The following is a 26,262-nucleotide window of genomic DNA, read 5'->3' as shown; positions in this document are numbered from 1 at the left end:
AACTAGTACGACTACTGTTGTTCACTGCCGAATAGGCAGCTCAGAAAAGATCGGAAACTAAATTCAAATAACTAACCCAGTTCACTGCCGAATAGGCAGCTCAGAAATTAGCGAAGGCTATAACAAAATTGAGTCATACGTTCACTGCCGAATAGGCAGCTCAGAAAAAGAAACGTTAAGAAATATGTAGGTAATCCGAGTTCACTGCCGAATAGGCAGCTCAGAAATCCAATCAGAGAAGATACATCAACATCATCATGTTCACTGCCGAATAGGCAGCTCAGAAAAGCTGGCTCAGGCTGACGTGTACGAACAAAACGTTCACTGCCGAATAGGCAGCTCAGAAAAGCGCAGATAACGAACTGCGCAGGCTGGTCAGGTTCACTGCCGAATAGGCAGCTCAGAAAGAGCGCGCCAGATTTCTCCTTGCGCCCCTAGTGTTCACTGCCGAATAGGCAGCTCAGAAAGCGCCTAAATGGGGGCATGCCCCCATCCCCCCGTTCACTGCCGAATAGGCAGCTCAGAAAAAATTGCTAAGCCCATCGTTGGCTGCGCTTATTGTTCACTGCCGAACAGGCAGCTCAGCAACACTGGCTATCACCCGGAGCCGATAACGTCTGTGTAAAAAAGCCCCGGTTATCCGGGGCAAGTGGGCAAAGGGGAAATAAACGCTAAAGCCGTCGGCTGTTCAGGAGTGAGATGCGCTCCCTGCCGGTTGTGGGGTGGCTGGCATCAGCCACTGTGCCAGCAGCCAGAGCACGGCCCCCAGCAGGCTGGCAGCGGCCATGGTGGTTATTGCGGCGGGCAATGTGCCGGTAATACTGACCACAGCCCCCACCAGCAGCGGGCTGACAAACTGACCAAGGTAGAGGCTGGCGGTGAAGCCACCGAGACCACGACCGCGGGTGCGTGCTGTCAGGGCATTCATCACCGGTGCCATGGCATTGGGCACCAGCAGACCGGCCCCCGCACCGTGAATAAACACTGCCAGCAATACCGCCTGATAGCTTTGTGCATGTGCCAGCAGCCATAGCCCCAGTGCCAGCAACGCAAGCAGCAGCGCATTGCAGCCATACACCCCCAGACGACGCCGGCACAGTGGCCACAGTAATGAGCCGGCCAGTGTTGCCAGCAGCCCCAGCCCTGCCGATGCACCGATCAGAGTGCTGGAGGTGACGCCCATGGCGACCAGCAACGCCGGGGTCTGTACCGGCACAATAAAGTTCAGCACCATACCAACCAGTACCAGCAGATAGCCGATCAGCACAGGCACACAGGCCACCTTCCCCGCTCCCGTGTGCGGGTCAGGCTGGGTATTCCCACTGTGCTGCGGCTCCCACAGCACTTTCAGCATCACCGGCACCAGCAGCACCGGCAGCAGATAGAGCAGGAACGGCGTACGCCATGAATGCTCCCCCAGCGCCCCGCCGATCACAAAGAAGATGGCACCGACCAGCCCGATACTGACCACCTGCAGGTTGATGTAACGCAGTCGCTCCTCGCCGTGCCAGTAGTCGGCGATCAGAGTGGCACAGCAGGTCATCACGGCGGCTTCGGCGCAGCCAAATAGCAGCCTGACAATAACGATGCTCTGCAAGTCATGCAGCAGGGCTGGAACGGCACCCAGCAGGGCATAGATCAGGGTGGCCAGCATCAGCAGGTTTTTACGCCCGAGACGATCAGCCAGCCAGCCGGCCAGTGGCGCAAACAGGGCGATGGCCAGTGCCGGCCCGGTAATCGCAACGGGCACCAGCATATCGGCATGAGGTTCAAGCGGGCCAAACTCTGCACCCAGTTTGGGCAGGATGGGCGCCACCATAACGGCGCCCATGATGGTCAGGCTGCTGCCCAGCATCAGCACGATGCCTTCGCGGCTGCCTCTGGCTTTGCGGCTGTGGAGGTGAGTATCAGTCATCACAGCGCTCCTCAGAAACTCTGCGCAACGCGCAGGGCCAGGGTGTAGCCTTCGGCGCGATTTCGCACATCAAACTCCTTATAGGCATGCAGCCACACAGCAGGCATACCCGGTTTGAAATAGCTCGCCGCCGGGCCCAGCGCCAGTGCTCTGGCGCGGTTGCCTTCGGTCAGGCCGGGGGCATCGTCATCGCTGATCTGCTGGTAGTAATAGCCACCGAGGCCCAGCGTCCAGTTATCCACATGCTGGCCCAGTGCAAACTCATGGCGGTACTCGATGCCGCTGCGGTAGTCGGTATCGTGATTGCGGGTATTGATATCCAGCTCAAAACTGGAAGAGGCTTCCAGCCCCCGCTCGCTGATGTAGGTGGCGTTGAGGACAGGCGAGAAGGTCCAGTGATTCAGCCCCGGAGACACAAAGCGGTTCTTGTCGTAGTCACCGGTGGGGGCCTGGATCTGGAACTGGGCATTGATACCGATGTTGGGGGCAGGTGTCCATTGCAGAATCAGCGGCAATACCTGCAGATCAGCCTGACGGAACACCTCGGCACCGGTGGCAAAGGTGCCGACCGGGGTAGGCACACGGATCGAGCCATTCATACGGAAAAACGGCAGCACCGCACCGAAGCCATACCGGGCACCGAACAGCTCATGGTTTGTCATGCGCATGTAAGCCACGCTGGTGGACTGCACATCGAGGGAGAAGTCGCCGGGCTGATCGTGACCCTGGTTGTCCTTACGGACGGTAGTGGAGTAATAGGCGACGCGGCTGCCAAAGGTGCCTATGTCACTGGCGGGGGGCATAAAGCCTGCGCCAAAGTCGTATACACCGGCTGCCGTTGTCGGTGAGCCGCTTTCGGTGGCATAACTGCCAATACTGATAAAAAGCGCTATGGTGCCGCCAACAGCACGAATATGGCGCGGATAATTCATGATGTGCTCCCAACTTTGTGAATGCTGTCTGTGTTGTTATTGCTCAGACACAGTACAAAGGGAGCCTTTACCCGGGTTATCCAATTTCAGCACAACCGGCTGACAGGGGGTGATCGCTGCGGCCTCAGTGGCGGTCAGACTGACGGCGACGACGCAGGGTCTCCGATGGCTTTTCGCCAAACAGCTGCCGGTAGTCGGTGGCAAAGCGGCTGAGATGCCAGAACCCCCAGCACGCCGCAACATCCTGCACCGTTGTGGTGGCACCGGCCTGCAGCAGGGCACGATGCGCCTCATTAAGTCGCAGCGTACGCAGATAGGCGACCGGATTAATGCCCAGGGTTTCGTGAAAGCAGTACTGCAGCTTGCGGCGGCTGGCACCAACCCTGTTGCAGAGGTCGACAATAGAGGGGGGATCATCCCGGCGGGAAAGTACGTAGTCGCAGGCCCGGTCAACGATCCGCTTGCGCGCATTGGGACTGATGGCCATCGCCTCGTCGTTATCCAGCAGATCAAGCAGCTGCATCAGTATCGTATCGCGCACCCCGGTGCGGATGGGATCGTGGCTGAGCAGTGCCAGCCCCTGCTGCAGCTGGACATCCATCAGGCTGGTGATAAGCATCGCCAGCTCACGCTGTACTTCGGCCGGAAAGTCATAGCACTGCGTTATCTGGCGCAGACTGATTGAGCGTTGTTGCTGCTCCAGCACCTGCTCCAGCTGATCCTGATCCATGGCCACACAAAGCAGGTCAACTCCCGCCGGCACGCGCAGCTCAGGCAGCCGCGCCCCGTGGGCCACCAGCATGCCCTGCATGTCGATGGCATGTCCGGCGCAATAGAGGCTGGGCTCACGGTACGCCAGAGGCAGGCTGAAGGTGATGGCGCCGTCCCAGGCTGCACCATTTTTGATCATTCCCTGATTGGCCCGGTCGCGTATCAGCTGCATTCCATCCAGCCGCAGCTCGGTAATACTGCCGGCAAACCGCCCCAGGGTAAGCTGGTTGTAGCGCACGTCCCAGCCGTTCAGCCCACCGGCATGCTCCTCGATATCCCCCGTCTGCAGGTGATGCAGACCCGCCGCCTGACAGGTATAGGGTTCGGTAACGTCAGTGAGCATATTGGTAACCTTTCTGGCAACAAAAGCGCATGTCGACAGTGCGCTGCAAGGGCCATTCCGCTCTCAGCGACGAGACTGCAACTGTGCCGATTTCGGATAGTGGCTCTGCACGCCCTGCTCATCGGCAGGCAGGCTTTCCCGCTCGCAGGTTCAGCGGCTCAACCCTTCGGTTGATAGGCAGGGTGCGTGCAGATGTTCATGCTGGGGAAACCATTCATCCATCAGGAGCAACCTGTATGAGCGCGACATCCCAACCACGGCAAGAGACGGCATCCAACGACTGGATCACCGTGGGCGCACTGGCCGAAGGCTTCGCCGCAGAGGCTTTTATTCTGCCCAGACTGGCAGCGCTGGCAGGCCGGGAAATCACCCTGCATTTTGCTGACGGCACGGTCATTCCTCACCGCTTCGAGCAGCAGCAACTGCACTGGCATATAGCCAGTACCGACACCGCAGGCGCCGCTGAGTACCGGGCGACGTCACTGCGTCAGGATATGGTGCTGGTGGACTTCATCAAGCAGGAGGAAGGCCGTGACTACTCCGTCAGTCTGGTGCTGGACTTTTCTACTGCGTCCTTTACTGCCGTGATTGGCCAGTTGCCAGAGGAACGTGCAACTGCAGTGGGGTTGTATCAGCGGGCACTGGCAGGCAAGCCTCTGACCGGTGTCGAGGTGCAGTTTCTGCATGGCAGTCTTGATCGGCCATGGACGCCGGGAGCCTGTCCGCATGGGCCCACAGCGGAGCTGGTCGGTATTCGCAACCGCTATCGCTACAGCCCGACCGAAGTGTACGAACACATCTATCTGAATGAACAGTTCTACACCTGGCAATGCCTGCAGGGTGTGGAACAGGGTCTGTGTGATACCGATCGCTGCTATTACTACAAGATAGCGGCTGACCTGTACCTGTTCGTCTGGTGCGAGAAAATCGTCCCGACACTCGGGCTGGTGATGATTGATCTGCAGCAACACCGTAGCGACGGCAAGATCTTTGGCTACGCCGGTGGCAGCTTTGATCAGCTCTCCAACTTCCCGGTGGCCTCTTACTGCGATCTGCTCAACACCACGGTGTACGCCGCAACGGAGTGACGCTGCAGCATCGCAAGCGGTTGCAGCCAGCCATCGCCAGCACGGCGATGGCTCACCACCGCCTCAGCGCAGTGGTGAAGACATTGCCGTTGAAGATGACGCCGCCGGTGCAGGCTGAAAGCGCGGTACAGCGACCCCGACATAGCGCTCAAACGTCCGCGCTATCTCGCTGAAGCTTATCCCATCGACGATCAGCACCAGACGCGAGCAGTGCGCCGCATCTGGCCATTCCGGCAGCTGGGTGAAGGGATGCAGCAGCTGTTGCACACCATGAATCACCGTGGGCTGGTGTGGGTGTTCGGCCAGCTGCACCAGCCCTTTTACCCGCAACAGCTGCTCCCCCCGCATCGCCACCAGTCGCTCCAGCCAGTCAGCCAGCCCCTGCTGCGGCAACGGCTGAGTCCACTGCAGACAGTAGGTTTGTAGCCGGCTGCTGTGATGAGAAGGCATCGCCTCTTCACCCTGCCCCGCCTGCGTCGCCCAGTGTGCGGCAGCAAACAGCGCCTGATCGGATGTGGTCTGCAGCAAAGGCGCGCCCGCGCCCTCGCCAAGAACGGTGATGGCAGCCAGCGGGTTGAGCTGCCGCAGTGTGTCCTGCAGCTGTTGCACCATTGCGGGCGCAGCCAGCTGCTCCTTGCTGATCAGCAGTTGCTGGGCCAGTGCCACCTGACGCCGCGCTTCCTCGTGGCGGCTCAGGGTGGCGGCACCGTTGACGGCATCCACCAGCGTCACTATCTGACTGAGCTGAAAGCGGCTGCGCACATCAGCATCTGCCAGAAAGGTCTGCAGCACCGGTGTCGGGTCAGCCAGCCCGGTGGTTTCGATGATCACCCGCGCGAACGGCGCAATCTGCCCATCCTCCCGGCGCCGGGCCAGATCCTGCAGGGTGTCGAGCAGATCGCCGCGTACGGTGCAGCACAGGCAGCCGCTTTGCAGCAGGCGCAGATGCTCACTGACCTGTTCCACCAGCAGATGATCGACCGCAACCGCACCGAACTCATTGATGATGACCGCGCTGTCGGCCAGCTCAGGCAGCTGTAGCAGGCTGTTGAGCAACGTAGTCTTACCGCTGCCCAGGAAGCCGGTCAGCAGCGTTACCGGAATCAGGGGCGCTGTCATACTTCAGCCTCAAACACGACCTGGCCCGCAAAGTACGTCGTCAATACACGGGTGTGTACCAGCTCATTGACCGGCGTAGTAAAGAGGTTGCGATCAAGCACGATCAGATCAGCGGACTTGCCGACCTCCAGCGAACCGGTTTCCTGTGCCAGCCCCATGGCTTCGGCAGGCCCCAGCGTGTAGGCACGCAGGGCGGTCGCCAGATCCAGCCGCTCTTCTTCCGCAAGCGCACCAGGGAACTGCCCCGTCGGGTCTTGCCGGGTGATCATGCCCTGCAGCCCGATCCACGGGCTCGGGTCAGGCAGTACCGGCCAGTCAGAGCCGGCGGCCAGCAGCACGCCTGCCTCCGCCATCGTGCGGTGCGGATAGGAACGGTTAACCTGCTCTTCCGCCAGCACCGTCTTCAGCTGCTCAACGATCACCCCCGGGAACCACAGCATCGGTGACAGATCAGCCACCACCCCCAGCTCCCGGAAGCGTGGAATGTCATCGGCATGCACGTACCCGGCATGGGCAATCTGATGGCGGTGCTGGCCGCCATTGAAACTGCGCACGACGTCAATGGCATCCAGGGTGGCACGCACCGAGCCATCGCCGGTGCAGTGAATCTTCAGGCTGATCCCTGCCTGCTCGCAGTCCGCAATCACCCTCGCCAACTGCGGCACGGTCATAAAGTTACTGCCACGAAAGCAGCAGCCATAGGTGTCGGTGGGCAGATAGGGGTCGAGCATGGCGGCAGTGTGCGTGGTTGGCACCCCGTCCATAAACAGCTTGCCAAAATCCGGCCGGAAGTAGCGGCTGCGGTAGCTGTCGCGCAGGGCAAACAGCTCAGCGCCCCACTGATCACTGGCAAACGGCCCCTGCACCACCGGCATCGACGCCACCACCCAGGCACTGAGCTGCTCGCGCTCGGCCACGGTCTTCAGGGTATCCAGCACCATGCGGGTACTCAGTGGCTCCTGCAGACAGGTGATGCCATAGGCGTTAAGCCGCTGCAGCGCATGCCGTGCAGCCGCGATGTTAGCCTCGGGTTCCGCCATAATGGCTGCGTTAACCACCGACTCCACCAGTGCCGATGCCGCCTCCAGCAGCAGGCCAGTGGCCTCACCGCTGTCGGCATGCCGGACAATGGTGCCGTTGACCGGGTCAGGCGTATCCGCGTCAATACCGCAGGCCTGCAGTGCAGCGGCATTGAGCCAGCGGTTGTGGTGGGAATCATCACGCAGCATGACCGGCCGGCCCGCTGCCGCTTCATCCAGACGTAAACGTGCCTCGTAGGTCAGCTCACCCAGCAATGTGCTGCCCCAGATACCACCGATGATCCAGCGCTCCGCCGGACGTTGCCGGGCCGCCTCACGTACCCGTTCAATGATCTGATCAAGACGGCAGTAAGGCGGGAAATTAACCTCATACAACTCAGCCCGCCCGGCAAAAACAAAATGGTTATGCACATCCGCCATGCCGGGCATCACCATCCGTCCCAGGGCATCAATACGTTCCGCGGAGACGTCGGCAGCGGCCTCCACTTCTGCCCGGCTGCCTACCGCCACAATCCGTCCGTCACAGACCGCCAGCGCCTCGGCCCAGGGTTGAGCGCTGTTCATGGTGCAGATCACCGCATTGAACAGTACAAAAGAGTGGCTCTTGTCAGTCATGGTTCCCCCTGTCAGAGCAACCTGCCCGGCACGGCTGGCCAGCAGGCGAAATAAGGTCTGCATCCGCCATGCGGATCGCTTGCTGGCAGGGTAGAACCGGGGAATGAGGGATCGTTAGCCGGAATTGGCAAGATTGGCTGACTGACAGGAAACATGGGAGGCACGGCGACCTCCCGGCGGGAACATAACGTGTCTAGAGCAGTCGCCGTGCCAGTTGCTGATAACACGCTGAATTTCGATCCTGCTCCACACACAGGCCGAGCATATCTTCGATAAAGCAGTGCAACGCCCGTTGCTCCATGCGCTCAATACCCTGACGCTGATAGTCCGCCAGATGCTGATAGTGCGACGCTGCGCCGAAGTCACCGAACAGCAGATGGCCTGCAGGGTTGACCAGCACATTGTGGGCGTACAGATCACCGTGGCTGATGCCACGCTGGCGCAGGTGTGCCACCACGCTTTCCATCTGTTCGACAAACCCGCTGATGGTCGCGATGTCGAAGGACTGACCCGCCGTGAAGACATCACGGGTACAGCTGGCAAGGCTCGGTGGCTGGCCAAGATTGCGGTAGTCGGCAGGGATCAGCTCCATCACCAGCGCTTCCTGCAGTTCACCCGTTACCCGTGCCAGCGGTGTGACCATATTCGGATGCTGGCCGATAGACAGGCAGGCTTCCAGCTCATCCAGCGGGTAACCATCACTGGTAACGTCGCCCTTGAATACCTTGATCGCCATCTGCTCGCTGCAGCCATGGGGATTATGGCGCCATGAGGCACGGCGGATCACCCCTGAGGCGCCCTGCCCCAGCACTTCGTGATGATACAGATCGTCTGCGGCCACCTGCGGAAATACGTCGTGCGGCTGGCGCTCGGCACAGAACGGGTTGCCGGCAAACGCCAGCCAGCTCAGCTGTGGCAGATCCAGCAGCACATCGGGAAACGCTGGCAGCCGGTTGGCCGAAATGCGCAGCAACTGCAGGTTATGACACTGGCTGAGGCTGGCTGGCAGCGCGGTCAGGCAGTTACCGGCCAGCATCAGCTTCTGCAGCCGCGGGAGCTGGCCGAGCCGTTCTGGCAGTGCCGCAATCAGGTTATCAGTCAGAATCAGCCAGCGGGTCTGCTCCGGCAGGGCCGCGGCAGGCACCTCGCTGATACGATTGCTTTTAAAGCCGATCATCTCCAGCTGAGAGCACTGACCGAGGCATTCAGGCAGACGCTCGAAGCGATTGCTGGAGCAGAAGATCACCCTGAGCTTATGCAGACGATGCAGATCGTCCGGCAGCTCGCTCAGGGCGTTATTACTCAGATCAAGGATTTCCAGACTGTCAGCCAGCGAAAAAATCTCCGCCGGGAAGTGCGTCAGCCCTTCTGCCAGTTGCAGCCGGGTCACGCCGTGAAGCGCACCGGCCTGTAATTGCGCCAGGGTATGCATGGGCAAATCCTTGTTATGCAGCAGATCAATCAGTGGCTGTCGCGGGTCAGTTTATCCAGATAACCCATGGCAAAGGCGGAAGCAACAAAGGTCATGTGGATAATGACGTACCACTTGAGATGCTCAGTATCGTAGGTACTGGCATTCATAAAGATTTTCAGCAGATGAATGGAGGAAATAGCGACGATGGACGCAGCCACCTTAGACTTGAGGGTGGAGGAATCCAGCTTGCCCAGCCAGCCCAGCTTCTCCTCGCCTTCGGGAATATCCAGACGCGAGACGAAGTTTTCATAGCCGCTGAACATCACCATCACCAGCAGGCCACCAACCAGTGACAGGTCGACCAGTGACAGCACCAGCAGCACCAGATCAGTCTCGGATGTATCGAGTATATGCGGCAGGACGTGAAAGATTTCCTGAAAGAACTTAATCGTCAGTGCCAGCAACGCCAGACTCAGGCCCATATAAATCGGGGCCAACAGCCAGCGTGCGGCATACATGGTGCGTTCCAGATACTTTTCCATTGGGTTTCACTCTACCAAACCAGTTATCGATACTGCTTGTTGATCAACTGAACTCAGAGCCTGTTGCTGATCCGCAGCGCTGAAAAGACCTGCGCCCGCCGGATCACGAACATGCTCTCAGGCTATCCAGCCTGCCTGCCATCTTGGCGGCCGCCTATGATAGCGGCTGCCCTGTGACCGGCAAGCTACGATTGGCTTCAACTGTTATCTGCCGTTTGTGCCCGGCATGGACGCTCCGAAAACATTCATGAACTCAGGAAGTTGCCGGGCTGGAGCTGAGCACCTCATCACCACTGCGCTCGGCTTTCTCAGCACTGGCCTGACTTTTCTCCTGCGCCTTGATCTGCACCTTCTCTTTTTCCTTTTCCACATCCATATCGAACGACAACAGCAACCAGCCTGATTTGGGCTGAGGGCTGGCTTCATTGCTGAATATCTGCACCTCGCCCTTCGGCGTAATGGCAAACAGCGGGCAGCGATCACTGCCGTGCTGGGCCTTCCAGGCATCAAAGGTAAAGTCATCCGACAGACGGGTGGTGCGCAGGCGGGCGCCCTGACGAATCAGGCTGGCAAACTTGCTGTAGGTCAGCCCTTCACTGCCACCCGTGGCCCCGAGATAACGGCCCTGATACTCCTCGGAAATCAGCTGTCTGGCCGAGGTCTGGGTATCCTTGCTGGTTTGCAGAGCAAAAATATTGCGGCGCCCGAATTCAGGGCGATAGCGCAGACTGGCCAGCACGTTCACTTCCCGCTGTGGGGACAGGGCGAGCATACGACCATACCCGACCAGATCGAGATAGGTATCGGCATGGCGTGATAGTGGATTGCCATGGAAGGTACGCAGCCCGGCCATGCGCGCCTCGCGGATATTTTCCCAGCTGGGGTCCACCATCAGTACCGGCACCTGATTCTGCTCCAGCAGCTTGGCCAGCTCCCGGGCGACGGTATTGGCCCCGATAAAGATAAAGCCGCGGGGTTCAGGCTCGGCCACCCCCAGGCGCTTGGCCAGTGGCCGGGCAGTGGCGCTCTGGAACAGCACGGTACCGATGATGACAGCGAAGGACAGCGCAGACAGCACCTGCGCATCGGCCACACCGTTCTGTTCCAGCCGCAGGGCAAACAGGGCTGACACCGCTGCGGCGACGATCCCCCGCGGGCCAATCCAGGCAATCATGGCCTTGTCTTTCCAGCTCAGCTCCGAACCCCAGCTGCACAGCCAGACGGACACCGGCCGGACGATAAAGTGAATCACCAGCAGCAGCGCAATCGCTGGCGCGCCCAGCATCCACAGATCATGCAGATCCATGCGCGCGGCCAGCAGAATAAACAGCCCGGAGATCAGCATCACCGTGAGGTTTTCCTTGAAGGACAGGATGCCCTCGATTTCCACCCCTTTCATATTGGCCAGCAGCATGCCCATAACGGTCACTGTCAGCAGACCGGACTCATGGGCCAGATGATTGGCGAAGGTAAAAGAGCCCAGCACCAGTGCCAGCGTTGCCAGCGCCTGCAGGTAGTCAGGCAGCCAGTGGCGACGCAGGGCCTGACCAAGGGCATAGCCTGTTACCAGCCCGGTCAGCCCACCGACGCCCACCACCTCGGCAAACAGCAGCGCGGTGTGCCCCAGCGGGCCCCCTTCCGCACTGCGGGAAATAATCCACTCGAAGACCAGTACCGCCAGCAGCGCACCGATAGGGTCAATGATGATACCTTCCCAGCGCAGGATATTACCGATGCGGGCGTTGACGCGGATGGTGCGCAGCATCGGTACAATTACCGTCGGCCCGGTCACCACTACCAGCGCACCGAACAGCCACGCCATATCCCAGTTGAGACCGGTCAGCCAGCGTGAGGCAAGGGCAATCATTGCCCAGGTCACCAGAGCTCCGAGCGTGACGAGCTTGCGCACGACTTTGCCGACGTCTTTGATTTGTGCCAGATGCAGGGTCAGGCTGCCTTCAAACAGAATGATGGCGACCGACAGTGACACCAGCGGGAACAGCAGCTCCTTGAACAGATAATCAGGCTGAATCCAGCCCAGCCCCGGGCCAAGCAGCACACCAGAGAGCAGCAAAAACAGGATCGCTGGCAGCTTTACCCGCCACGCCAGCCACTGGCATCCCAGCCCCACCACGGCAATCAGCGCCAGTGCGCCAGCCACACTCATCGGCATATCCGAAATCCTATGTCTTTTGAGTCGAGGGTCATCATTCCACGGCAAACCGCCCTTGCCAAGCCAGCATGCTGCTTTGCAGCAGATGGTGAGCAGGCGCTATGGCTGCCGCAGTGTCCGGTAACCACCAACAATACGAGTTGCCGTGGTAATGGCGCAGAGCCCGGCAAAGCCATAGGCCAGTGGCACAAAAGCACCGGGGAACAGGCAGAGCAGCACAAAGAACAGGATAGTTTCTGTACCCTCGGTCAAGCCGCCCAGATAGTACAGCGACTTATGCACGGCCTGTGGCTGCACCAGCGAACGCCGGGCTGCCACCGCCGCAAAGGCCAGAAAGCTGCTGCCGGTGCCGACAAAAGCAAAAATCAGCGTCGCCGCTGCCGTCGCATTGGCAGGCTCCGCCAGAGCGAAGGCCCAGATCACGCCCGAGTAAATCAGAAAGTCGAGACAGATATCGAGATAGCCCCCGGCATCCGATGGCTGGGTCTGGCGCGCTACGGCCCCATCGAGGCCGTCAAGAAAGCGGTTGATCAACAGTAAGACCAGCGCCAGCTCAAAGTGCCCCAGGGTGATAGCCGCCATCGCCATCAGACCGAAAACGAAACCCAGCACCGTCAGCTGATCAGCACTGATTTCTTCCCGCCGGGCATGGTACGCCAGCACCTTCAGCGACGGCTGTACCCAGCGGCTGGTGTAACGATCAAGCATGATAAGGCGCTCCTTCTGTTGGGGAGACCATGGGCCAGTGCAGCACCGTCGCACCGGCAGGAATATCCTGCGGATCATGGGTCACCAGCAGGGTGGGCAGACCGCTGTCGCGGAGGTGGCCATAGACAAACTGGCGCATCTGCTCGCGCAGTGCCTGATCCAGCCGGTTGAAAGGTTCATCCAGCAACAAGGCCAGCGGCTCAGCCAGCAGGGTGCGCATCAGGCTCACTCGTGCCCGTTGCCCTCCAGAAAGCGTCAGCGGGTCACGCCCTGCCATGTCGGCCAGCTCCGCCTGCTGCAGTGCCTGCCCGACTCGCCGGTGCCGCTCACTCTGTGCATAGTGCCGCGGCACTGCCAGCAAAAGGTTGTCGTGCACATTGAGGTGAGGGAACAGCAGGTCATCCTGTTGCAGCAGGCCGATACGCCGCCGCTCAGGAGGGAGATGATGTACCTCGGCACCGCCCAGCCGCAGTATCCCCCTCGCACTGAACGACCGGTTCAGGGTGCCGGTGATCCAGGCCAGCAGCGTGGATTTACCGCAGCCGCTGGGGCCCATCAGGGCAAGTAACTCCCCTCCCCCGATCTGCAGCGACAGCTCAAGGCACAGCAGGTGCTCTGCCACACTGAGGGTGACGCCCTGCAGCTGGAGTCCGCTGGTCAACGCTGAGGTCACGGTTCGCTTCTCCCTTTTACTACGTCTGGCTGCATCCCCTGTAATCCGGCGTAACGCCACTTCGGCCAGTACAGCGCCAGCGCAAATCCCAGCAGTGGCAGACTGAGCTGGGCAAAAGCATAGACGCCGATGACCCGCATGTCCCAGCTGCTGGCCAGACTGACCGCCTCCGTTGTCAGCGTCGGGAAGCGCCCGCCACCGATATACAGGGTCAGCAGATACTGACCATTACTGACGGCAAAACCCACCGCCAGCGCGGTCACCAGTGCGGGGCTGAGGATCGGCCATTTCACCCGCCACAACGCCTGCCAGTAATTCATGCCCAGAAGACGGGCCTGTTGCTGATAGCGCGGGTCAAGGCCACGATAACTGTCCGCCAGACTCAGATACATGTAAGGCAAGACCACCAGCAGATGCGCCCAGAGGAGTGCCAGCGCGTTACCATCCCAGCCCAGTCGCAACAGCAGCCACTGCAAGCCAAAGGCATAGACCAGTTGCGGCAACAGCAGCGGCAACCATAGCCAGAGCCCCAGATGCAGCGGGCGCTGCTGATGAGCACTCCACTCCAGCCACAGCACACACAGTAACAGACCACACAACGCACTGCTCAGCCCCAGCAGCAGACTGTTGCCCAGTAGCTCCGAACCCGCCTGCCACAGGCTGAACCAGTGCTGTGTCGTCCAGCTTTGCGGCCAGAGTGCGGGATACGGCCAGCGCCAGCTGAACGACCAGCACAGCAACAGCAATACCGCCAGCACCGTGCTCACCATCAGCAGCCCGATCAGCAGTGAGGCCATGCCACGGCCCAGAGCATGCCACCGGGCTGGCCATTGCCAGCGCCAGCCACTGCGGGTCAGCCTCAGCAACAGCCAGCGCCCACTCTGCTCAAGGCCCAGCCATACCAGCAGGCTTAACAGCATCATCGCCAACAGCAATAACGCTGCCGCACTGGCAGGCAGCCACTGCTGCACATCCGCATCCGCCAGCCAGCGCCAGATAAGCACGGCCAGTGTAGGCGGATTGCCCGGACCGATGATGGCCGCCATATCCACATTGCTCAGGCCATAGGCCAGCACCGCCAGAAGCGGTAAGCGTAATGCCGGATAGAGTGCGGGCCAGACCAGCAACAGCAATGCCTGGCCGGGGGGATAGCCCAGCGTCGCCGCCAGCTGGCTGCGTTTCTCCGCATCGGTGCGGGCCAGCGCACTGAGGGTCATCAGCAGCAGGAAGGGGGTTTCTTTCAATACCAGCGCCAGTATCAGGCTCATTCCTGAACTTCCCTGCACGCACGACCAGTCAGGTGGCAATCCGTTACTGCGACCACCCACCAGCAGGCGCAGCAGCCAGCCCGAAGGCGCCAGCAACGCCATCAGCCCGAAAGCCATGGCGGCATGAGGGATGGCCAGAATGGGTGCCAGCCAGCGCTGCAACCAGTGCAACTGACGCGGGCTGCGCAGCACCATCAGGATCAGCAGGGTCAGGGACAGACTGAGCAAGGTCGCCGCCCAGCCAGTCGTCAGGCTGAGCAGTATGGCGTGTGGCAGGGCGGGCAGTTGCAGGAGTGGCTGCCAGAGAGAAAGAGGGGGGGATGAGGCTGCTGAGCTAATAGCAGAGGAACTAATAAAGGGCTGCCAGCTGCCCAGCGACAGCAGAACAGTACCCGTCAGCCCCAGTAACAGGGGTACGCCGAGCAGCAAGACGGCCAGGCTGTGCAGCCCGGCAGACTGCCAGTACTGGCGCCATTGTCGCCGCGTCAATGGCCGTAACGCCGTTGCCACTCCTGCTCCAGCGCAGGCACCCAGCTGGCATGAGGTTCAGCCAGCACATGGCCCATTTCCTCTGCGGTCAGCGTCGCAGACCCATGCTGGATGGCCTGAAAACGCGCCTGATCTTCCGCCGACAACAGCTTCAGATCCAGCACCGTCGGATCGCCCCAGAAACTAGGGTCTTCCTTACGCGCCTGCGCTTCGGGCGACAGCAGGAAGTTGGCCACTACCTGTGCAGCTGCCTTATGGTTACTGTTGAACGGGATCGCCAGGAAGTGCGTGTTTGCCAGCGTGCCCTTGTCGTGCACATAAGTGCGCACACTGCCTGGCAACTGCCCCGCCAGAATGGCGGCACTGGCCTCGTTAGGGTTAAAGCTGATGGACAGCAACAGCTCACCACTGTCGAGCATATGGTTCATCACTTCTGCAGAAGCGGGGAAATCTTTGCCCTGATGCCAGAGATAGGGGTGCAGCTGATCCAGATAGTCCCACAGCGGCGCCGTTACTTCGGAAAAATCGGCCTCATCATAAGGCTGCAGCAGACGCATGGGGCGCTTCATGGTCTCCAGCAGAGCCTGCTTGAGAAAGGTGGTGCCCAGAAACGCCGGTGGCAGCGGGTAACTAACCCGCCCCGGATGCTCTCTGGCAAAGGCCAGCAGGGCTTCCATCGAATGAGGAGGCTGCTCAACCCGGGCACTGTCATAGAGGAACACCAGCTGCGCCATGCCCCAGGGCGACTCCATGCCTTCTACCGGGATGGCAAAGTCGTGGCTGACGCTGGGCTTGCTGCGATCCACCCACTCATAGTTGGGCAAACTGGTGCTGAAAGGGCCGAACAGCAGGCCATTCTGCTTGAGGGTGCGGAAGTTCTCACCGTTGACCCACAGCAGATCAACACTGCCCTGTTTCTCCCGCCCGGCGGCCTTTTCTGCCAGAATGCGGCCGACCACCGCGGAAGTGTCCGCCACCTTGACCAGTTTCAGGTTGATGCCGTAACGGCTTTTCACTTCCGCTGCCGCCCAGCCAATGTAGTCATTGACGCGAGGGCTGCCGCCCCAGGCATTGAAGTACACTGTTTCACCGCGGGCATGCTTAAGCAGGGTGTTCCAGTCTTCGGCCTGAACGCTGATAGCAGCGCACAGGGTGACCAGCATCACCAGCAGACTCAGGCAGCGACGCCACATCCCTCTCATTGACCTCTCCTCCATGCGTGATAGCGCTCCAGCCACTGCAAGATCCACTGCGGTGTATGCTGACGCTTCCACACCCCGGCGACGTATTTGTTGGCCTCAGCCAGAGTAGGATAGATGTGAATGGTGCTGAGCACCTTGTTCAGGCCGATATTGTGCTTCATGGCCAGCACAAACTCGGCCATCAGCTCCGCGGCCTGATCACCTACGATGGTGACACCGAGAATGCGATCCTTGCCTGTCGCGGTCAGCACCTTGATCCAGCCATTACGACGCCCCTCAATGATGGCCCGGTCCAGCTCTCCCAGATCAAAGCGGCTGACCTCAAAGGCCACGCCCTGCTGCCGCGCCTGCTGCTCGGTCAGCCCCACCCGGGCAATCTGCGGATCGGTAAAGACCGCCATGGGCAGGTGCCGGTAGTCAACGCGATAACGTTTGACCAGACCAAACAGGGCGTTGACGCTGGCGTACCAAGCCTGATGGGCAGCCGCGTGTGTGTACTGATAAGGGCCTGCCACATCACCACAGGCCAAAATATGACTGAAGCGGGTACGCAGGAAGTCATCCACCTGCAAGGTGCCATCCGCGTTGCGCTCGATCCCCAGCGCCTCCAGTCCCATCCCTTCGGTATTGGCCTGCCGCCCGGAAGCCACCAGCACCCGATCAAACTCCAGCGACACAGTATCTTCACTGGTTCCGTGCTGACGCAGCCAGGCACGGCGGGTGCCCTGTTCCTCACTGAAATGGGTGATCTCCGCTGCCAGATGCAGGCTGATGCCAAGGTCACGGCAGCGGCTCTGCAGGGCGACCGCCACTTCTTCATCTTCACGGGGTAACAGGCGCCCGGCGCGTTCAACGATCATCACTTCACTGCCAAAGCAGGCCATGGCCTGCCCCAGCTCGCACCCCACCGCACCGCCACCGAGAATCAGCAGGCGCTGAGGCAGTTCTCGCAGTTGCCAGAACGTCTCCGACGTCAGCGGAGCCATCTCCGTCAGCCCCGGAATCGGCGGCAGCGCCGGACGCGCACCCGTGGCAATCACAATATTGCGGCTGGTCAGCTGTCGGTCTCCGACCTGCAGCTGCCAGGGCGACAACAGTCTTGCCTCACCGGCAATGCAGTCCACACCAAGGGCGGTGTAGCGCTCCACCCCATCATGAGGTGCCACCTGCTGAATGGTTTGCTGCACCCGCTCCATCACCTCGGCGAAGTCAAACTCCACCTGCGCGGAACGCAGGCCCAGGTTCCTGGCCTCTGTGGTCGCGGCCACATAATGCGCTGCGCGCAGCAGTGCTTTTGATGGCACGCAGCCGGTATGCAGGCAATCGCCCCCCATCCCGGCTTTTTCCACCAGCGCCACCCGGGCTCTGACCGCCGCAGCGATATAGCTGGTCACCAGACCCGCCGCACCGGCACCAATCACGACCAGGTTGTAATCATAATGAGCAGGTTTGGGCCACTGCCGCCGGTGGCGATAATCACGCAGCCAGGACAGTGACCAGCGCGTCAGCAGTGGCAGCAACCCCACTACCGCCAGCCCACTCAGCAACGGCAGCGACAGCACATCTGCCGGTGTATTCAGCTCGGTCAGGCGGGCGCCGGTATAGACGTAAGCCACCGTGCCCAGCAACATGCCAATCTGACTCACCCAGGCAAAGGTCCAGACCCGCATGGAGGTCAGGCCCATCAGCAGGTTGATCAGGAAGAAGGGAAAGACCGGCACCATGCGCAGGCCAAAGAGATAGAAAACACCATCGCGCTGGATGCCTTTATTGATGACCGCCATCTGCCGCTCGCAATGATGGCTGATCCAGTCACGCGCCAGATAGCGTGCCACCAGCATGGCCAGCACCGCACCGACAGTACTGGCGAACGACACCAGTACCGTGCCCCACAGCAGACCAAACATGGTCCCGGCAAACAGCGTCAGCAGTGTCGCACCGGGCACCGACAGCGCCGTCGCCAGTACATAGCCGAGGAAGAAAATAATACTGCTGCGCAGCGGATACTGACTGATCAGCGCCGACCAGGAGTCACGTTTCTGCCGCAGGAACTCCAGATCCAGATAAGACGACAGATCAAAATGCCAGGCCAGCACCAGCAACACCATGACGAGAAGTACTAAACCAGCACGTCCCAGCTTCATTGATTCCCCTTAATCACTGTCTCACTCACAAAACACACCTTGGCAGGCCACCGAAAGTGCCAATTGTGGCGGCAATACCTGACTGCCGCCAGCCCGATAAGTTCATAAGTGAGACCGCAACAGGGAAATATTTATCCCCGATGAGGGAAATTGTCCTGATACCGGCGGGAAATAATACGCAGCAGAACCGCATCCAGTGCCAGCCGGCCCGGTCCGCTAACGGCCAGCACTGCCAGCATCAGCCCCCAATGGGTATGTGAAGCCAGCAGCGCTGCATCTTCGCGAACGGCCGGATAGGAAATGACTGCCACAATGTTGAGGATAAACAATCCACAGGCACTGAAGCGCCCTGCCAGCCCCAGCACCAGTAATGCCGACAAGCCCAGTTCACCCGCCGTGCCCATGACCGCGGCCAGCGCCGGTGGCAGCAGGGGGACGTGGTACTCCTCGGTAAACAGAAACAGCGTGGTACTCCAGTCATCAATCTTGGTCAGACCGGATTTGAAGAACACGTTGGCGACATAGAGGCGCACAATCAGCCAGACTACGTCACGCAGCGGCGGTGAGTGACGCTCCAGCCAGCGACTGAGGCTCAGTAACAGATCGGACATGGTGTATTCCTGTTGTTTTTGTCGGCCGGGTGAGGCGTTGCACCTGCTGTTTACTTCCCGGAAGCGGTGAATACGTTAGTCAGCAAGGCTGATATCCACCAGCATCCGCTGCTGTAGCAGCCAGCCCAGCGTGGCCTGCACATCCACCTCTGTATCGCCGTCCGTCAGGCCGTCCAGCGACTCCACCGCCTGCTGTAAGGAGGCCCCCTGCTGCAGCGTCAGCAGCAACTGGTATTCCCCCCGGCTCAAGGGACGAATCTGCACCTGACCATAAGGGCGCCACAGTGCAACACACTGCCCACCCTGGCCCAGATCCACCTGTACCACTTCTGAGTCAGGCTGATGGCGCTGCCAGATGGTGTACAACGGATAGTCCGAGCGCACTAGCTGCAGAGCGGGCGACAGCACAAAGCGCAGCTGCGCAAACGCATCGGGCGCCACCGCTGCCAGTTTGGCCATATCAAAATCGGCGCTGTCGGCGGCGTAGTAACACTCGTGCCATGCCCACTCCAGCTCAGCGACATCGCCCAGATAGGGCAGTCCGTCCGCCTCAGGCATCGCACGCAGCATCGCCGCCATTTCACCACCGTAGAGATGCAAATTACCGCTCAGGGAGGGCAGCGTCTGGACATAACGATGAATCAGTGCCTGAAAGAAGTCGTCACCGACAATCTGTGCCACCATCCGGTAGACCGAACTCAGCATGGACTTCAGCACTACCCGGCGGTTGTTGCGATAGACATCCATACCGCGCTCGCTGCTGCAGCCCGGCCCTGACTGTAAGCACTCCTGCACAGCGGTCGAGGTGCCAGTGACAGCATTAAGCATCTGCTGCTGAATCTGCGCCAGTTCAGAGGACATCACCATGCTCCTTCTGCTCTCGATTCTTAGGCAGGAAAGCAGCCGTCTGCTGCAGAATCTGCTGCGCTTTGTCGGCCTCCTGCAGCAACACGGTGAGTGGCGGAATATCGATGTCCCACTCCAGCAGGGTAGGCAGCGCACCAAAACGCTGCAGAGCCTCCACGTACAGCAGCCACACTTCGGCGCAGACCGGCTGGCTGTGACTGTCCACCAGACAATCCTCCAGCGTGGAAAAGCCCGCCAGATGAATCTCTGCCACCTGCCCGACCGGCAACGTCTGCATGAAATGCCGGGCATCAATCCCGAGATTGACCTGATTGACGTAGATATTGTTGACATCGAGCAGAATCTTGCAGCCTGTACGCTCGACCAGCGCGGCAAGAAATTCGGCCTCGCTCATCGCCGTCTGCCGGAAGCGCACATAGCTGGACAGGTTTTCCACGGCAATGGCACGCCCCAGTGCCTGCTGTACCTGATCCACGTTACGCACCACCAGATCCAGTGCCTCGGCGGTGTAGGGGAAAGGCAACAGATCATTGATGACCTGCCCGCCACTGCGATTCCAACTTAGATGTTCGGAGACGGCAGCAGGCTGCACGGTCGCCACCAGTTGCTGCAGTTCGCGCAGATGAGCAGCATCCAGCCCGTCGGCTGATGCCAGCCCCATACCCACGCCATGCAGGCTGATGGGATAACGTTCACGAATACGCATCAGGGTATGGAGCGCAGCCCCACCACCGAAATAGTTCTCACTGTGGGCTTCCAGCCAGGGGACGGCCGGTGCCTGATCAGCGAGAAAATCCCGGTAATGGGTGCCGCGTAACCCGACGCCAACCGCAATCGGTAATTGCGTCATAACAACCTCAGTTATTTGAGCATGCCACCCATGCTTTCACAGGTGCCTTTGGCGACCAGTTTGAAATCCATCGGGTCTTTGTCTTTGGTGGAGTGACCGGCACAGGCGTGCTGAGCAGTAGCGCAGTCGTTCTTGCCAGCCATCGCCACACCGAAGCATTTATCCTGCTCGGCAGCACTCACTGTAGCAGCAGCGCTCATCGCCAGCAGACCTGCAACCGCACTCATAGCCAACAGATTAGAAGCTTTCATCACGTTGATCTCCATGCTGTCCGTCGTCTGAACAGACAGCTTAGTCGTTGAATCAGAATAGTTGTTTTATTGCGTACTGCTTACTGAGGAAGAGAACATCACCTGACCGGCGGGCAGATGACATCGCTCACTTTGACCGGAATTACTTATTCAGCATGCCACCCATGTTTTCACAGGTGCCCTTGGCAACATATTTCCAGTCGCCTGGATCCTTGTCCTTGGTGGCCTGACCGGCACAGGCGTGGCCATTGGAGGCACAGTCATTCTGACCAGCCATCGCCACGCCGTAACATTTTTCCTTGTCAGCCGCAGCCATAGCGGACTGCCCCATTACACCCATGGTCAGCAAACCTGATACGGCAGCGATGGCCAGTAGTTTGGAATTATTCATTGTCTGCACCTCTGATGTAGTGAAATAGAAATCTGAAGTATTGGAATAAAAGACTGCTAGTCCCGACGCCGTCAGCGTGGAGCCAGGCGAATTGCTTTGGCTGTAGGTTTAGTCGCCACCCCGCGGGCTTTCTTACACAAAAATTTTAATTTTTTTCCAAAAAAATTCGGCAGAAAGAAAAATTCAATAAAAACAAAGAGTAAAAGGATGGCGAAAGAGATAACAGGGCATGGGACACCCTGAAAAGCATGACAGGTGACAGGTGACAGGTGACAGGTGACAGGTGACAGGTGACAGGTGACAGGTGACAGGTGACAGGTGACAGGTGACAGACAATGATCAGCTCAGGGAGTCCGACGGCAAATCATTTGCCGTCGTCATTGTTATCCGCCGCCTTGCTGAAATGGCGGGCCATGGTCCGCAGCACCTTCATATGCTGGGAGAAGTTCCGACAGCCGCGGCAAATCATGGTATGCACAGACAGTGCAGCCTTTTCCGACGTGGTCAGCTTGCGCTCCTGCCCTTCCGACATCAGACGGGTTGCCTCTTTGCAGTTCATCATTTGCTGCTACCTCCGACAAACCAGTGATTTTCCAGACACTCCCTCAACCTGACCCGGGCACGATAGAGCGACACATTGAGGCTGTTCTGATTGATCTCTTCACTCTGGCAGATTTCTTCCGTCTCCAGCTCCAGAAACTCACGCATCATGAACAGTCTGGCAAGACGCTCCGGCAGGGCATTCAGACACATATCAAAGGTCTGCCAGAACTGGCTGTTTTCCATATCCTCATCGGGATCCTGCCACTTGCTGGGGCGAACATCCTTGTGCCAGTGGCCATTGTCACGAAACAGAATATCAATCACTTCGTCGTCACTCTGCTCATCGGCTTTGGGTAATGGCACCAAACGCATACGAGCACGCAGAATATCGGTGATCTTGTTCTTTAATATCGCGAAAACCCAGGTTTTCAACGCAGCCCGCCGGCCGAACGCTGCGGCATTCTTCAAAGCGCCGACAAAGGCTTCCTGCACCGCATCCTCAGCCAGCTGCTCGTCACGCAACTGCATTCTGGCAAACTTCAGCATCTGCCCGCGCAGATCATCAAGGAAGGCGTTGTCCGCCAGCAGAGCCTGAGAGCGCTCCGCCATTCCCGCTGTCACATCCATGGCTCTGTCCATTCACACCCCACTCGTCTCAATGGTTATTGCTGAACTGCGCCTCACTGATCACGACAGCTATCCTAACGCGCAAACTGAGCACAGCATATTTCCGCGCAGCACTCAGCAGATCTGCTACACATTAATAGTCAGCCCGTTAGAGCACAGACCGGTCTGGCAGTTCCCTGATTCCATGGATGTCTGCACAACTGAGTAAATCAGCTGACTTCCGCGGTAAATCTGCAGGGAATACAAAAGTCTGCATATATACTTCAGCAGCATGTGCCCTTCTGGCACCCTTTTGACCTGCAACTGATTCTGCTACCACTCTGGACTGGGGACTATTGACGGATGATCGACGGAAACCTGGCAACAGCGCTGGCTTTTGTCACCTATCTCGCCATCATGCTGTTCATTGGCTTTTGGGCCTACAGCCGTACCACTAACCTGTCGGACTACGCACTGGGAGGCCGCCGACTTGGCCCCTTCCCGATTGCCCTGTCTGCTGGCGCCTCCGACATGAGCGGCTGGCTAATGCTGGGCCTGCCCGGATACGCACTGGTAGCAGGGTACGAGGCAGAATGGATCGTTATCGGTCTGGTCGCCGGTACCTGGCTGAACTGGCGGTTTGTGGCCCGCCGCCTGCGGGTCTATTCCTCCCTCACCGATGATTCGCTCACCCTGCCCTCCTACTTTGCCAATCGCTTTCGCGATCATTCGCAGATTATTCGCATCGTTTCGGCGCTGTTTATCCTGTTTTTCTTTATTTTCTATATCAGCGCCGGTCTCGTGGCGCAGGGCAAACTGTTTGAAGCCGTGTTCAGCATGGATTACGACTACGCCGTGGTGCTGGGTGCGGTATTTATCGTTTGCTACGTCTTCTTCGGCGGCTTTATTGCTGTGTCCTGGACCGATGTGGTGCAGGCCCTGCTGATCATTTTCGCCCTCGCCTGCGTTTCACTCTATGGTCTCGGTGAGGCCGGTGGCTGGTTTGCCGTGCGCTCGGCCATGGCCGAAAAATCGCCGGCGCTGCTGGATATGTGGACCGACAACAGCGGCCAGCCACTGAGCTGGATCAGCATTGTCTCGCTACTGGCGTGGGGTCTGGGCTATTTCGGTCAGCCGCATATTCTCGCCCGCTTCAAGGCCATTCGCGACGACCAGCAAATCGGTCTGGCGCGGTTTATCGCCGTATCCTGGAGCTTTGCTGTGCTGGCCTGCGCACTGCTGACGGGCTGGGTCGCCCAGCACTATCTGCATCGTGATCTGGCCGATGAGGAAACCGTCTATATCGCCCTAACCCATATGCTGTTCCACCCGGCCATTGCCGGTGTGCTGCTGACCGCCGTGCTGGCCGCCATCATGTCCACCGCCGATTCGCAGCTGCTGATCTGTTCATCCATCCTCGCAGAGGACTTCTATCGCAGCCTGTATCGCAAGCATGCCAGCGCCAGAGAACTGGTAACCGCTGGCCGGATTGGCGTACTGGGGGTTGCGGCACTGGCAGTCTGGCTATCACTGAACTCACAGGACAACGTACTGGAGCTGGTGGCCTACGCCTGGGCAGGCTTTGGTGCGGCGTTCGGGCCAGTGATCCTGCTATCGCTGTACTGGCGTCGTATGACCCGCAACGGTGCGCTGGCCGGGATCATCGTTGGTGGTATCACGGTCGTGATCTGGAAGCATCTGCAGGGCGGGCTGTTCGATCTGTACGAGATTATCCCCGGCTTCCTGCTGGCGCTGATCGCCGTGGTGCTGGTCAGTCTGGTATCCACACCGCCGCGACCACGCAGCGTCGCATCAGACAAACTGATCGCTCCAGACAAACCAAAGACAACGCCTGAATAATGCGTTGCTTTACTACATTGGCACATCGCAAAGGGTATTTTCAGAATCGGCCGAAGAACACTGCCAGACGCCCATTCAGCGCCGCTTGTAATGTTTGACTGCTGAGCATGGTCTGTTGGCCAGGGAAGAGACAGACCGCATCATAGGTGGGGATGCTGGAAGACAGAAAAGAAAAAAGGCGCTTCCATCCAGAAGCGCCTTTCGTCATTTACTGCATCAGACTCGAACGACACCATTGTATTAAACATTACGCAATAATCAACACTGAAACAGCTTAAAAATCACTTTTGTGAGTAAAATAACCACAAAGTCTAATAAGAGCACCATTCAGCTGAAAGGGTTATAGCCACTTCAGCACGGGTACACCTTGAACGCCGATCGGGAGTAAGACGCATGCGCCTCTGATAGCTCGGCCAGTACCCCGGAGCCTCACGGCTCTCTGCCCCCGGGCCGGATTTATTACCTTTGGAGAATGACGTATGTCACACACTGTCCCCCATATCGTGGTTATTGGCGGAGGTGCAGGCGGTCTGGAGCTGGTTACCCGCCTTGGTCATCAATTCGGCAAACGAGGCAAAGCCCGAGTGACGCTGGTTGACCGCAGCCCTACACATATCTGGAAGCCGCTGCTGCATGAAGTCGCCACGGGCTCGCTGGACTCCGGCATCGACGAAGTCAGTTATCGCGGCCACGCCCGAGCCCATCATTTCCACTTTCAGCTGGGTACCCTGACCGGTATCGACCGCACTGAGCGTCAGCTGACCCTGGCACCGATCAATGATGACAGCGGAACCCAGGTCGTCCCCGGCCGCACCTTGCAGTACGACTATCTGGTGCTGGCACTGGGCAGCCAGAGCAATGATTTCGGTACGCCGGGCGTCGCCCAGCACTGTAACTTTCTCGACAGCCGTGAACAGGCGGAGCGCTTCCGCCAGAAGCTGCTGAACCAGTTTCTGCGCCTGTCAGTGCAGAATCGTGATCAGGCCGATCACCCGGCGCGGCTCACCATTGCCATCGTCGGTGCCGGTGCAACAGGCGTTGAACTCTCCGCCGAACTGCACAACGCCGCACGGATGATCGGCAGTTTTGGTTTTGAAGGCATGGATAAAGGCCAGCTCGATGTCCACCTGATCGAGGCCGGCCCCCGCATTCTGCCCGCCCTGTCGGAGCGCATCAGTGCTTCAGCCCATCTGGAACTGACCAAGATTGGCGTCAAGGTACGAACAGGCACCCGCATTGTCGAAGCCACTGAGCAGGGTCTGCATACGGCCGAAGGGGAAACCATATCGGCAGATCTGATGGTCTGGGCGGCAGGCATCAAAGCGCCGGCCTTTCTGGCGCAACTGGATGGGCTGGAAACCAATAGGATCAATCAGGTCATGGTTCACCCCAGCCTGCAGAGCCTGACGGATGAGCGCATCTTTGCCATTGGCGACTGTGCAGGTTGCCCTATCGATGACAACCGCTGGGTACCACCCCGGGCTCAGGCAGCTCATCAGATGGCCAGCCATCTGATCAAAAACCTCAAGCGTCTGTTCAATCAGCAACCTATGCAGCCGTTTGTCTACAAGGACCACGGCTCACTGGTATCCCTCAGCCGCTTCTCTACCGTTGGCAGCCTGATGGGCAATCTGACCTCGGGCAGCTTCTTTATCGAAGGCCATCTGGCACGCATGTTCTACGTCTCGCTCTATCGCATGCACCAGCTGGCTTTACACGGCCCGCTAGCCACACTGCTCATGGCCTTTGTGGAGCATATCAACAAGGTGCTACGCCCACGCCTGAAGCTGCATTAAACCTGTTGTGTCTGTCTGACTGAGCAAAAAAAACCGCACTCCGGAGAGTGC

Annotated in this window: 23 protein-coding genes and 1 CRISPR repeat array (1 of these 24 running past the window's edge); of the genes, 3 read left to right on the top strand and 20 right to left on the bottom strand. The window is 59.2% G+C overall.

The annotated features are described in order from the left end of the window. Positions 1 to 588: a CRISPR direct-repeat array (repeat unit 28 nt; unit sequence GTTCACTGCCGAATAGGCAGCTCAGAAA); it reaches 881 nt to the left of the window's first position. Between the two features lie 100 nt (positions 589 to 688). The 3 genes from QCD60_RS17465 to QCD60_RS17455 all read right to left on the bottom strand — a co-directional run bounded on the left by QCD60_RS17465 (position 689) and on the right by QCD60_RS17455 (position 3,961). After that, a complete protein-coding gene (locus QCD60_RS17465; protein ID WP_279787496.1) occupies positions 689 to 1,915 on the bottom strand; it encodes an MFS transporter in 1,227 nt (408 codons plus the stop codon). 11 nt (positions 1,916 to 1,926) lie between these two features. Further along, complete coding sequence (locus QCD60_RS17460) at positions 1,927 to 2,847, bottom strand: transporter (RefSeq protein ID WP_279787494.1); 921 nt, start codon at positions 2,845 to 2,847, stop codon at positions 1,927 to 1,929. 124 nt (positions 2,848 to 2,971) lie between these two features. Then, a complete protein-coding gene (locus QCD60_RS17455) occupies positions 2,972 to 3,961 on the bottom strand; it encodes a helix-turn-helix domain-containing protein (protein WP_279787492.1) in 990 nt (329 codons plus the stop codon). A gap of 236 nt (positions 3,962 to 4,197) precedes the next feature. On the opposite strand from QCD60_RS17455, the gene QCD60_RS17450 reads away from it, so the two are divergent. Then, positions 4,198 to 5,049, top strand: a complete 852-nt coding sequence (locus tag QCD60_RS17450) for a molybdenum cofactor biosynthesis F family protein (protein ID WP_279787490.1) — start codon at positions 4,198 to 4,200, stop codon at positions 5,047 to 5,049. Positions 5,050 to 5,112: 63 nt separating this feature from the next. On the opposite strand, the gene QCD60_RS17445 is transcribed toward QCD60_RS17450, so the two are convergent. The 17 genes from QCD60_RS17445 to QCD60_RS17365 form a co-directional block, all read right to left on the bottom strand. Further along, entirely contained in the window at positions 5,113 to 6,168 is a 1,056-nt protein-coding gene (locus tag QCD60_RS17445; protein ID WP_279787488.1) for a GTP-binding protein, read from the bottom strand. Next, positions 6,165 to 7,886: an amidohydrolase gene (locus QCD60_RS17440; RefSeq protein ID WP_279787486.1), complete on the bottom strand. Its 1,722-nt coding sequence runs from the start codon at positions 7,884 to 7,886 to the stop codon at positions 6,165 to 6,167. The genes QCD60_RS17445 and QCD60_RS17440 overlap by 4 nt, the downstream gene beginning before the upstream one ends. A gap of 130 nt (positions 7,887 to 8,016) precedes the next feature. Continuing rightward, the gene (locus tag QCD60_RS17435; RefSeq protein WP_279787484.1) at positions 8,017 to 9,255 is read right to left on the bottom strand and encodes a leucine-rich repeat-containing protein kinase family protein; all 1,239 of its coding nucleotides are present in this window, start codon (positions 9,253 to 9,255) and stop codon (positions 8,017 to 8,019) included. Positions 9,256 to 9,284: 29 nt separating this feature from the next. Beyond that, complete coding sequence (locus QCD60_RS17430; RefSeq protein ID WP_104156589.1) at positions 9,285 to 9,779, bottom strand: TIGR00645 family protein; 495 nt, start codon at positions 9,777 to 9,779, stop codon at positions 9,285 to 9,287. 253 nt (positions 9,780 to 10,032) lie between these two features. Further along, the gene (locus QCD60_RS17425) at positions 10,033 to 11,952 is read right to left on the bottom strand and encodes a sodium:proton antiporter (protein WP_279787481.1); all 1,920 of its coding nucleotides are present in this window, start codon (positions 11,950 to 11,952) and stop codon (positions 10,033 to 10,035) included. 99 nt (positions 11,953 to 12,051) lie between these two features. Beyond that, positions 12,052 to 12,660, bottom strand: coding sequence for a CDP-alcohol phosphatidyltransferase family protein (locus QCD60_RS17420; protein ID WP_279787479.1), 609 nt, complete (start codon positions 12,658 to 12,660; stop codon positions 12,052 to 12,054). Continuing rightward, positions 12,653 to 13,333 carry an ATP-binding cassette domain-containing protein gene (locus QCD60_RS17415; RefSeq protein ID WP_279787477.1) on the bottom strand — a complete coding sequence of 227 codons (681 nt, stop codon included), beginning with the start codon at positions 13,331 to 13,333 and terminating at the stop codon, positions 12,653 to 12,655. The genes QCD60_RS17420 and QCD60_RS17415 overlap by 8 nt, the downstream gene beginning before the upstream one ends. Continuing rightward, entirely contained in the window at positions 13,330 to 15,111 is a 1,782-nt protein-coding gene (locus QCD60_RS17410) for an ABC transporter permease subunit (protein ID WP_279787475.1), read from the bottom strand. The genes QCD60_RS17415 and QCD60_RS17410 overlap by 4 nt, the downstream gene beginning before the upstream one ends. Continuing rightward, complete coding sequence (locus QCD60_RS17405) at positions 15,087 to 16,292, bottom strand: ABC transporter substrate-binding protein (RefSeq protein ID WP_279787474.1); 1,206 nt, start codon at positions 16,290 to 16,292, stop codon at positions 15,087 to 15,089. The genes QCD60_RS17410 and QCD60_RS17405 overlap by 25 nt, the downstream gene beginning before the upstream one ends. Beyond that, the gene (locus tag QCD60_RS17400) at positions 16,289 to 18,436 is read right to left on the bottom strand and encodes a bifunctional TVP38/TMEM64 family protein/FAD-dependent oxidoreductase (protein WP_279787471.1); all 2,148 of its coding nucleotides are present in this window, start codon (positions 18,434 to 18,436) and stop codon (positions 16,289 to 16,291) included. The genes QCD60_RS17405 and QCD60_RS17400 overlap by 4 nt, the downstream gene beginning before the upstream one ends. Positions 18,437 to 18,567: 131 nt before the next feature. Further along, positions 18,568 to 19,047, bottom strand: a complete 480-nt coding sequence (locus QCD60_RS17395) for a DoxX family protein (RefSeq protein WP_279787469.1) — start codon at positions 19,045 to 19,047, stop codon at positions 18,568 to 18,570. Positions 19,048 to 19,122: 75 nt separating this feature from the next. Next, positions 19,123 to 19,908 (bottom strand): DNA-binding domain-containing protein, encoded by a 786-nt coding sequence (locus QCD60_RS17390; protein ID WP_279787468.1) that lies wholly within the window; start codon positions 19,906 to 19,908, stop codon positions 19,123 to 19,125. Beyond that, positions 19,898 to 20,764: a DUF692 domain-containing protein gene (locus QCD60_RS17385; RefSeq protein WP_279787466.1), complete on the bottom strand. Its 867-nt coding sequence runs from the start codon at positions 20,762 to 20,764 to the stop codon at positions 19,898 to 19,900. Before QCD60_RS17385 ends, QCD60_RS17390 begins: the two co-directional genes overlap by 11 nt. Positions 20,765 to 20,775: 11 nt before the next feature. After that, positions 20,776 to 21,015 (bottom strand): DUF2282 domain-containing protein, encoded by a 240-nt coding sequence (locus QCD60_RS17380; RefSeq protein ID WP_279787464.1) that lies wholly within the window; start codon positions 21,013 to 21,015, stop codon positions 20,776 to 20,778. A gap of 142 nt (positions 21,016 to 21,157) precedes the next feature. Continuing rightward, the gene (locus QCD60_RS17375) at positions 21,158 to 21,406 is read right to left on the bottom strand and encodes a DUF2282 domain-containing protein (protein WP_104156599.1); all 249 of its coding nucleotides are present in this window, start codon (positions 21,404 to 21,406) and stop codon (positions 21,158 to 21,160) included. 364 nt (positions 21,407 to 21,770) lie between these two features. Further along, positions 21,771 to 21,968, bottom strand: coding sequence for a zf-HC2 domain-containing protein (locus QCD60_RS17370; protein WP_279787461.1), 198 nt, complete (start codon positions 21,966 to 21,968; stop codon positions 21,771 to 21,773). Further along, positions 21,965 to 22,588, bottom strand: coding sequence for a sigma-70 family RNA polymerase sigma factor (locus tag QCD60_RS17365; protein WP_279787458.1), 624 nt, complete (start codon positions 22,586 to 22,588; stop codon positions 21,965 to 21,967). The genes QCD60_RS17370 and QCD60_RS17365 overlap by 4 nt, the downstream gene beginning before the upstream one ends. Before the next feature lie 330 nt (positions 22,589 to 22,918). Between QCD60_RS17365 and putP the strand changes: the two genes are divergently transcribed. Together putP and QCD60_RS17355 are read left to right on the top strand one after the other, a co-directional pair. Then, positions 22,919 to 24,415: a sodium/proline symporter PutP gene (putP, locus tag QCD60_RS17360; RefSeq protein WP_279787456.1), complete on the top strand. Its 1,497-nt coding sequence runs from the start codon at positions 22,919 to 22,921 to the stop codon at positions 24,413 to 24,415. Positions 24,416 to 24,894: 479 nt separating this feature from the next. Next, the gene (locus QCD60_RS17355; protein ID WP_279787454.1) at positions 24,895 to 26,211 is read left to right on the top strand and encodes an NAD(P)/FAD-dependent oxidoreductase; all 1,317 of its coding nucleotides are present in this window, start codon (positions 24,895 to 24,897) and stop codon (positions 26,209 to 26,211) included. Positions 26,212 to 26,262: the final 51 nt, after the last annotated feature.

The sequence above is a fragment of the Pokkaliibacter sp. MBI-7 genome, assembly GCF_029846635.1.
Taxonomy (GTDB): domain Bacteria; phylum Pseudomonadota; class Gammaproteobacteria; order Pseudomonadales; family Balneatricaceae; genus Pokkaliibacter.
The sequence above is the reverse complement of the archived record's forward strand: the minus strand, read 5'-3'. Positions and strand labels throughout refer to the sequence as shown.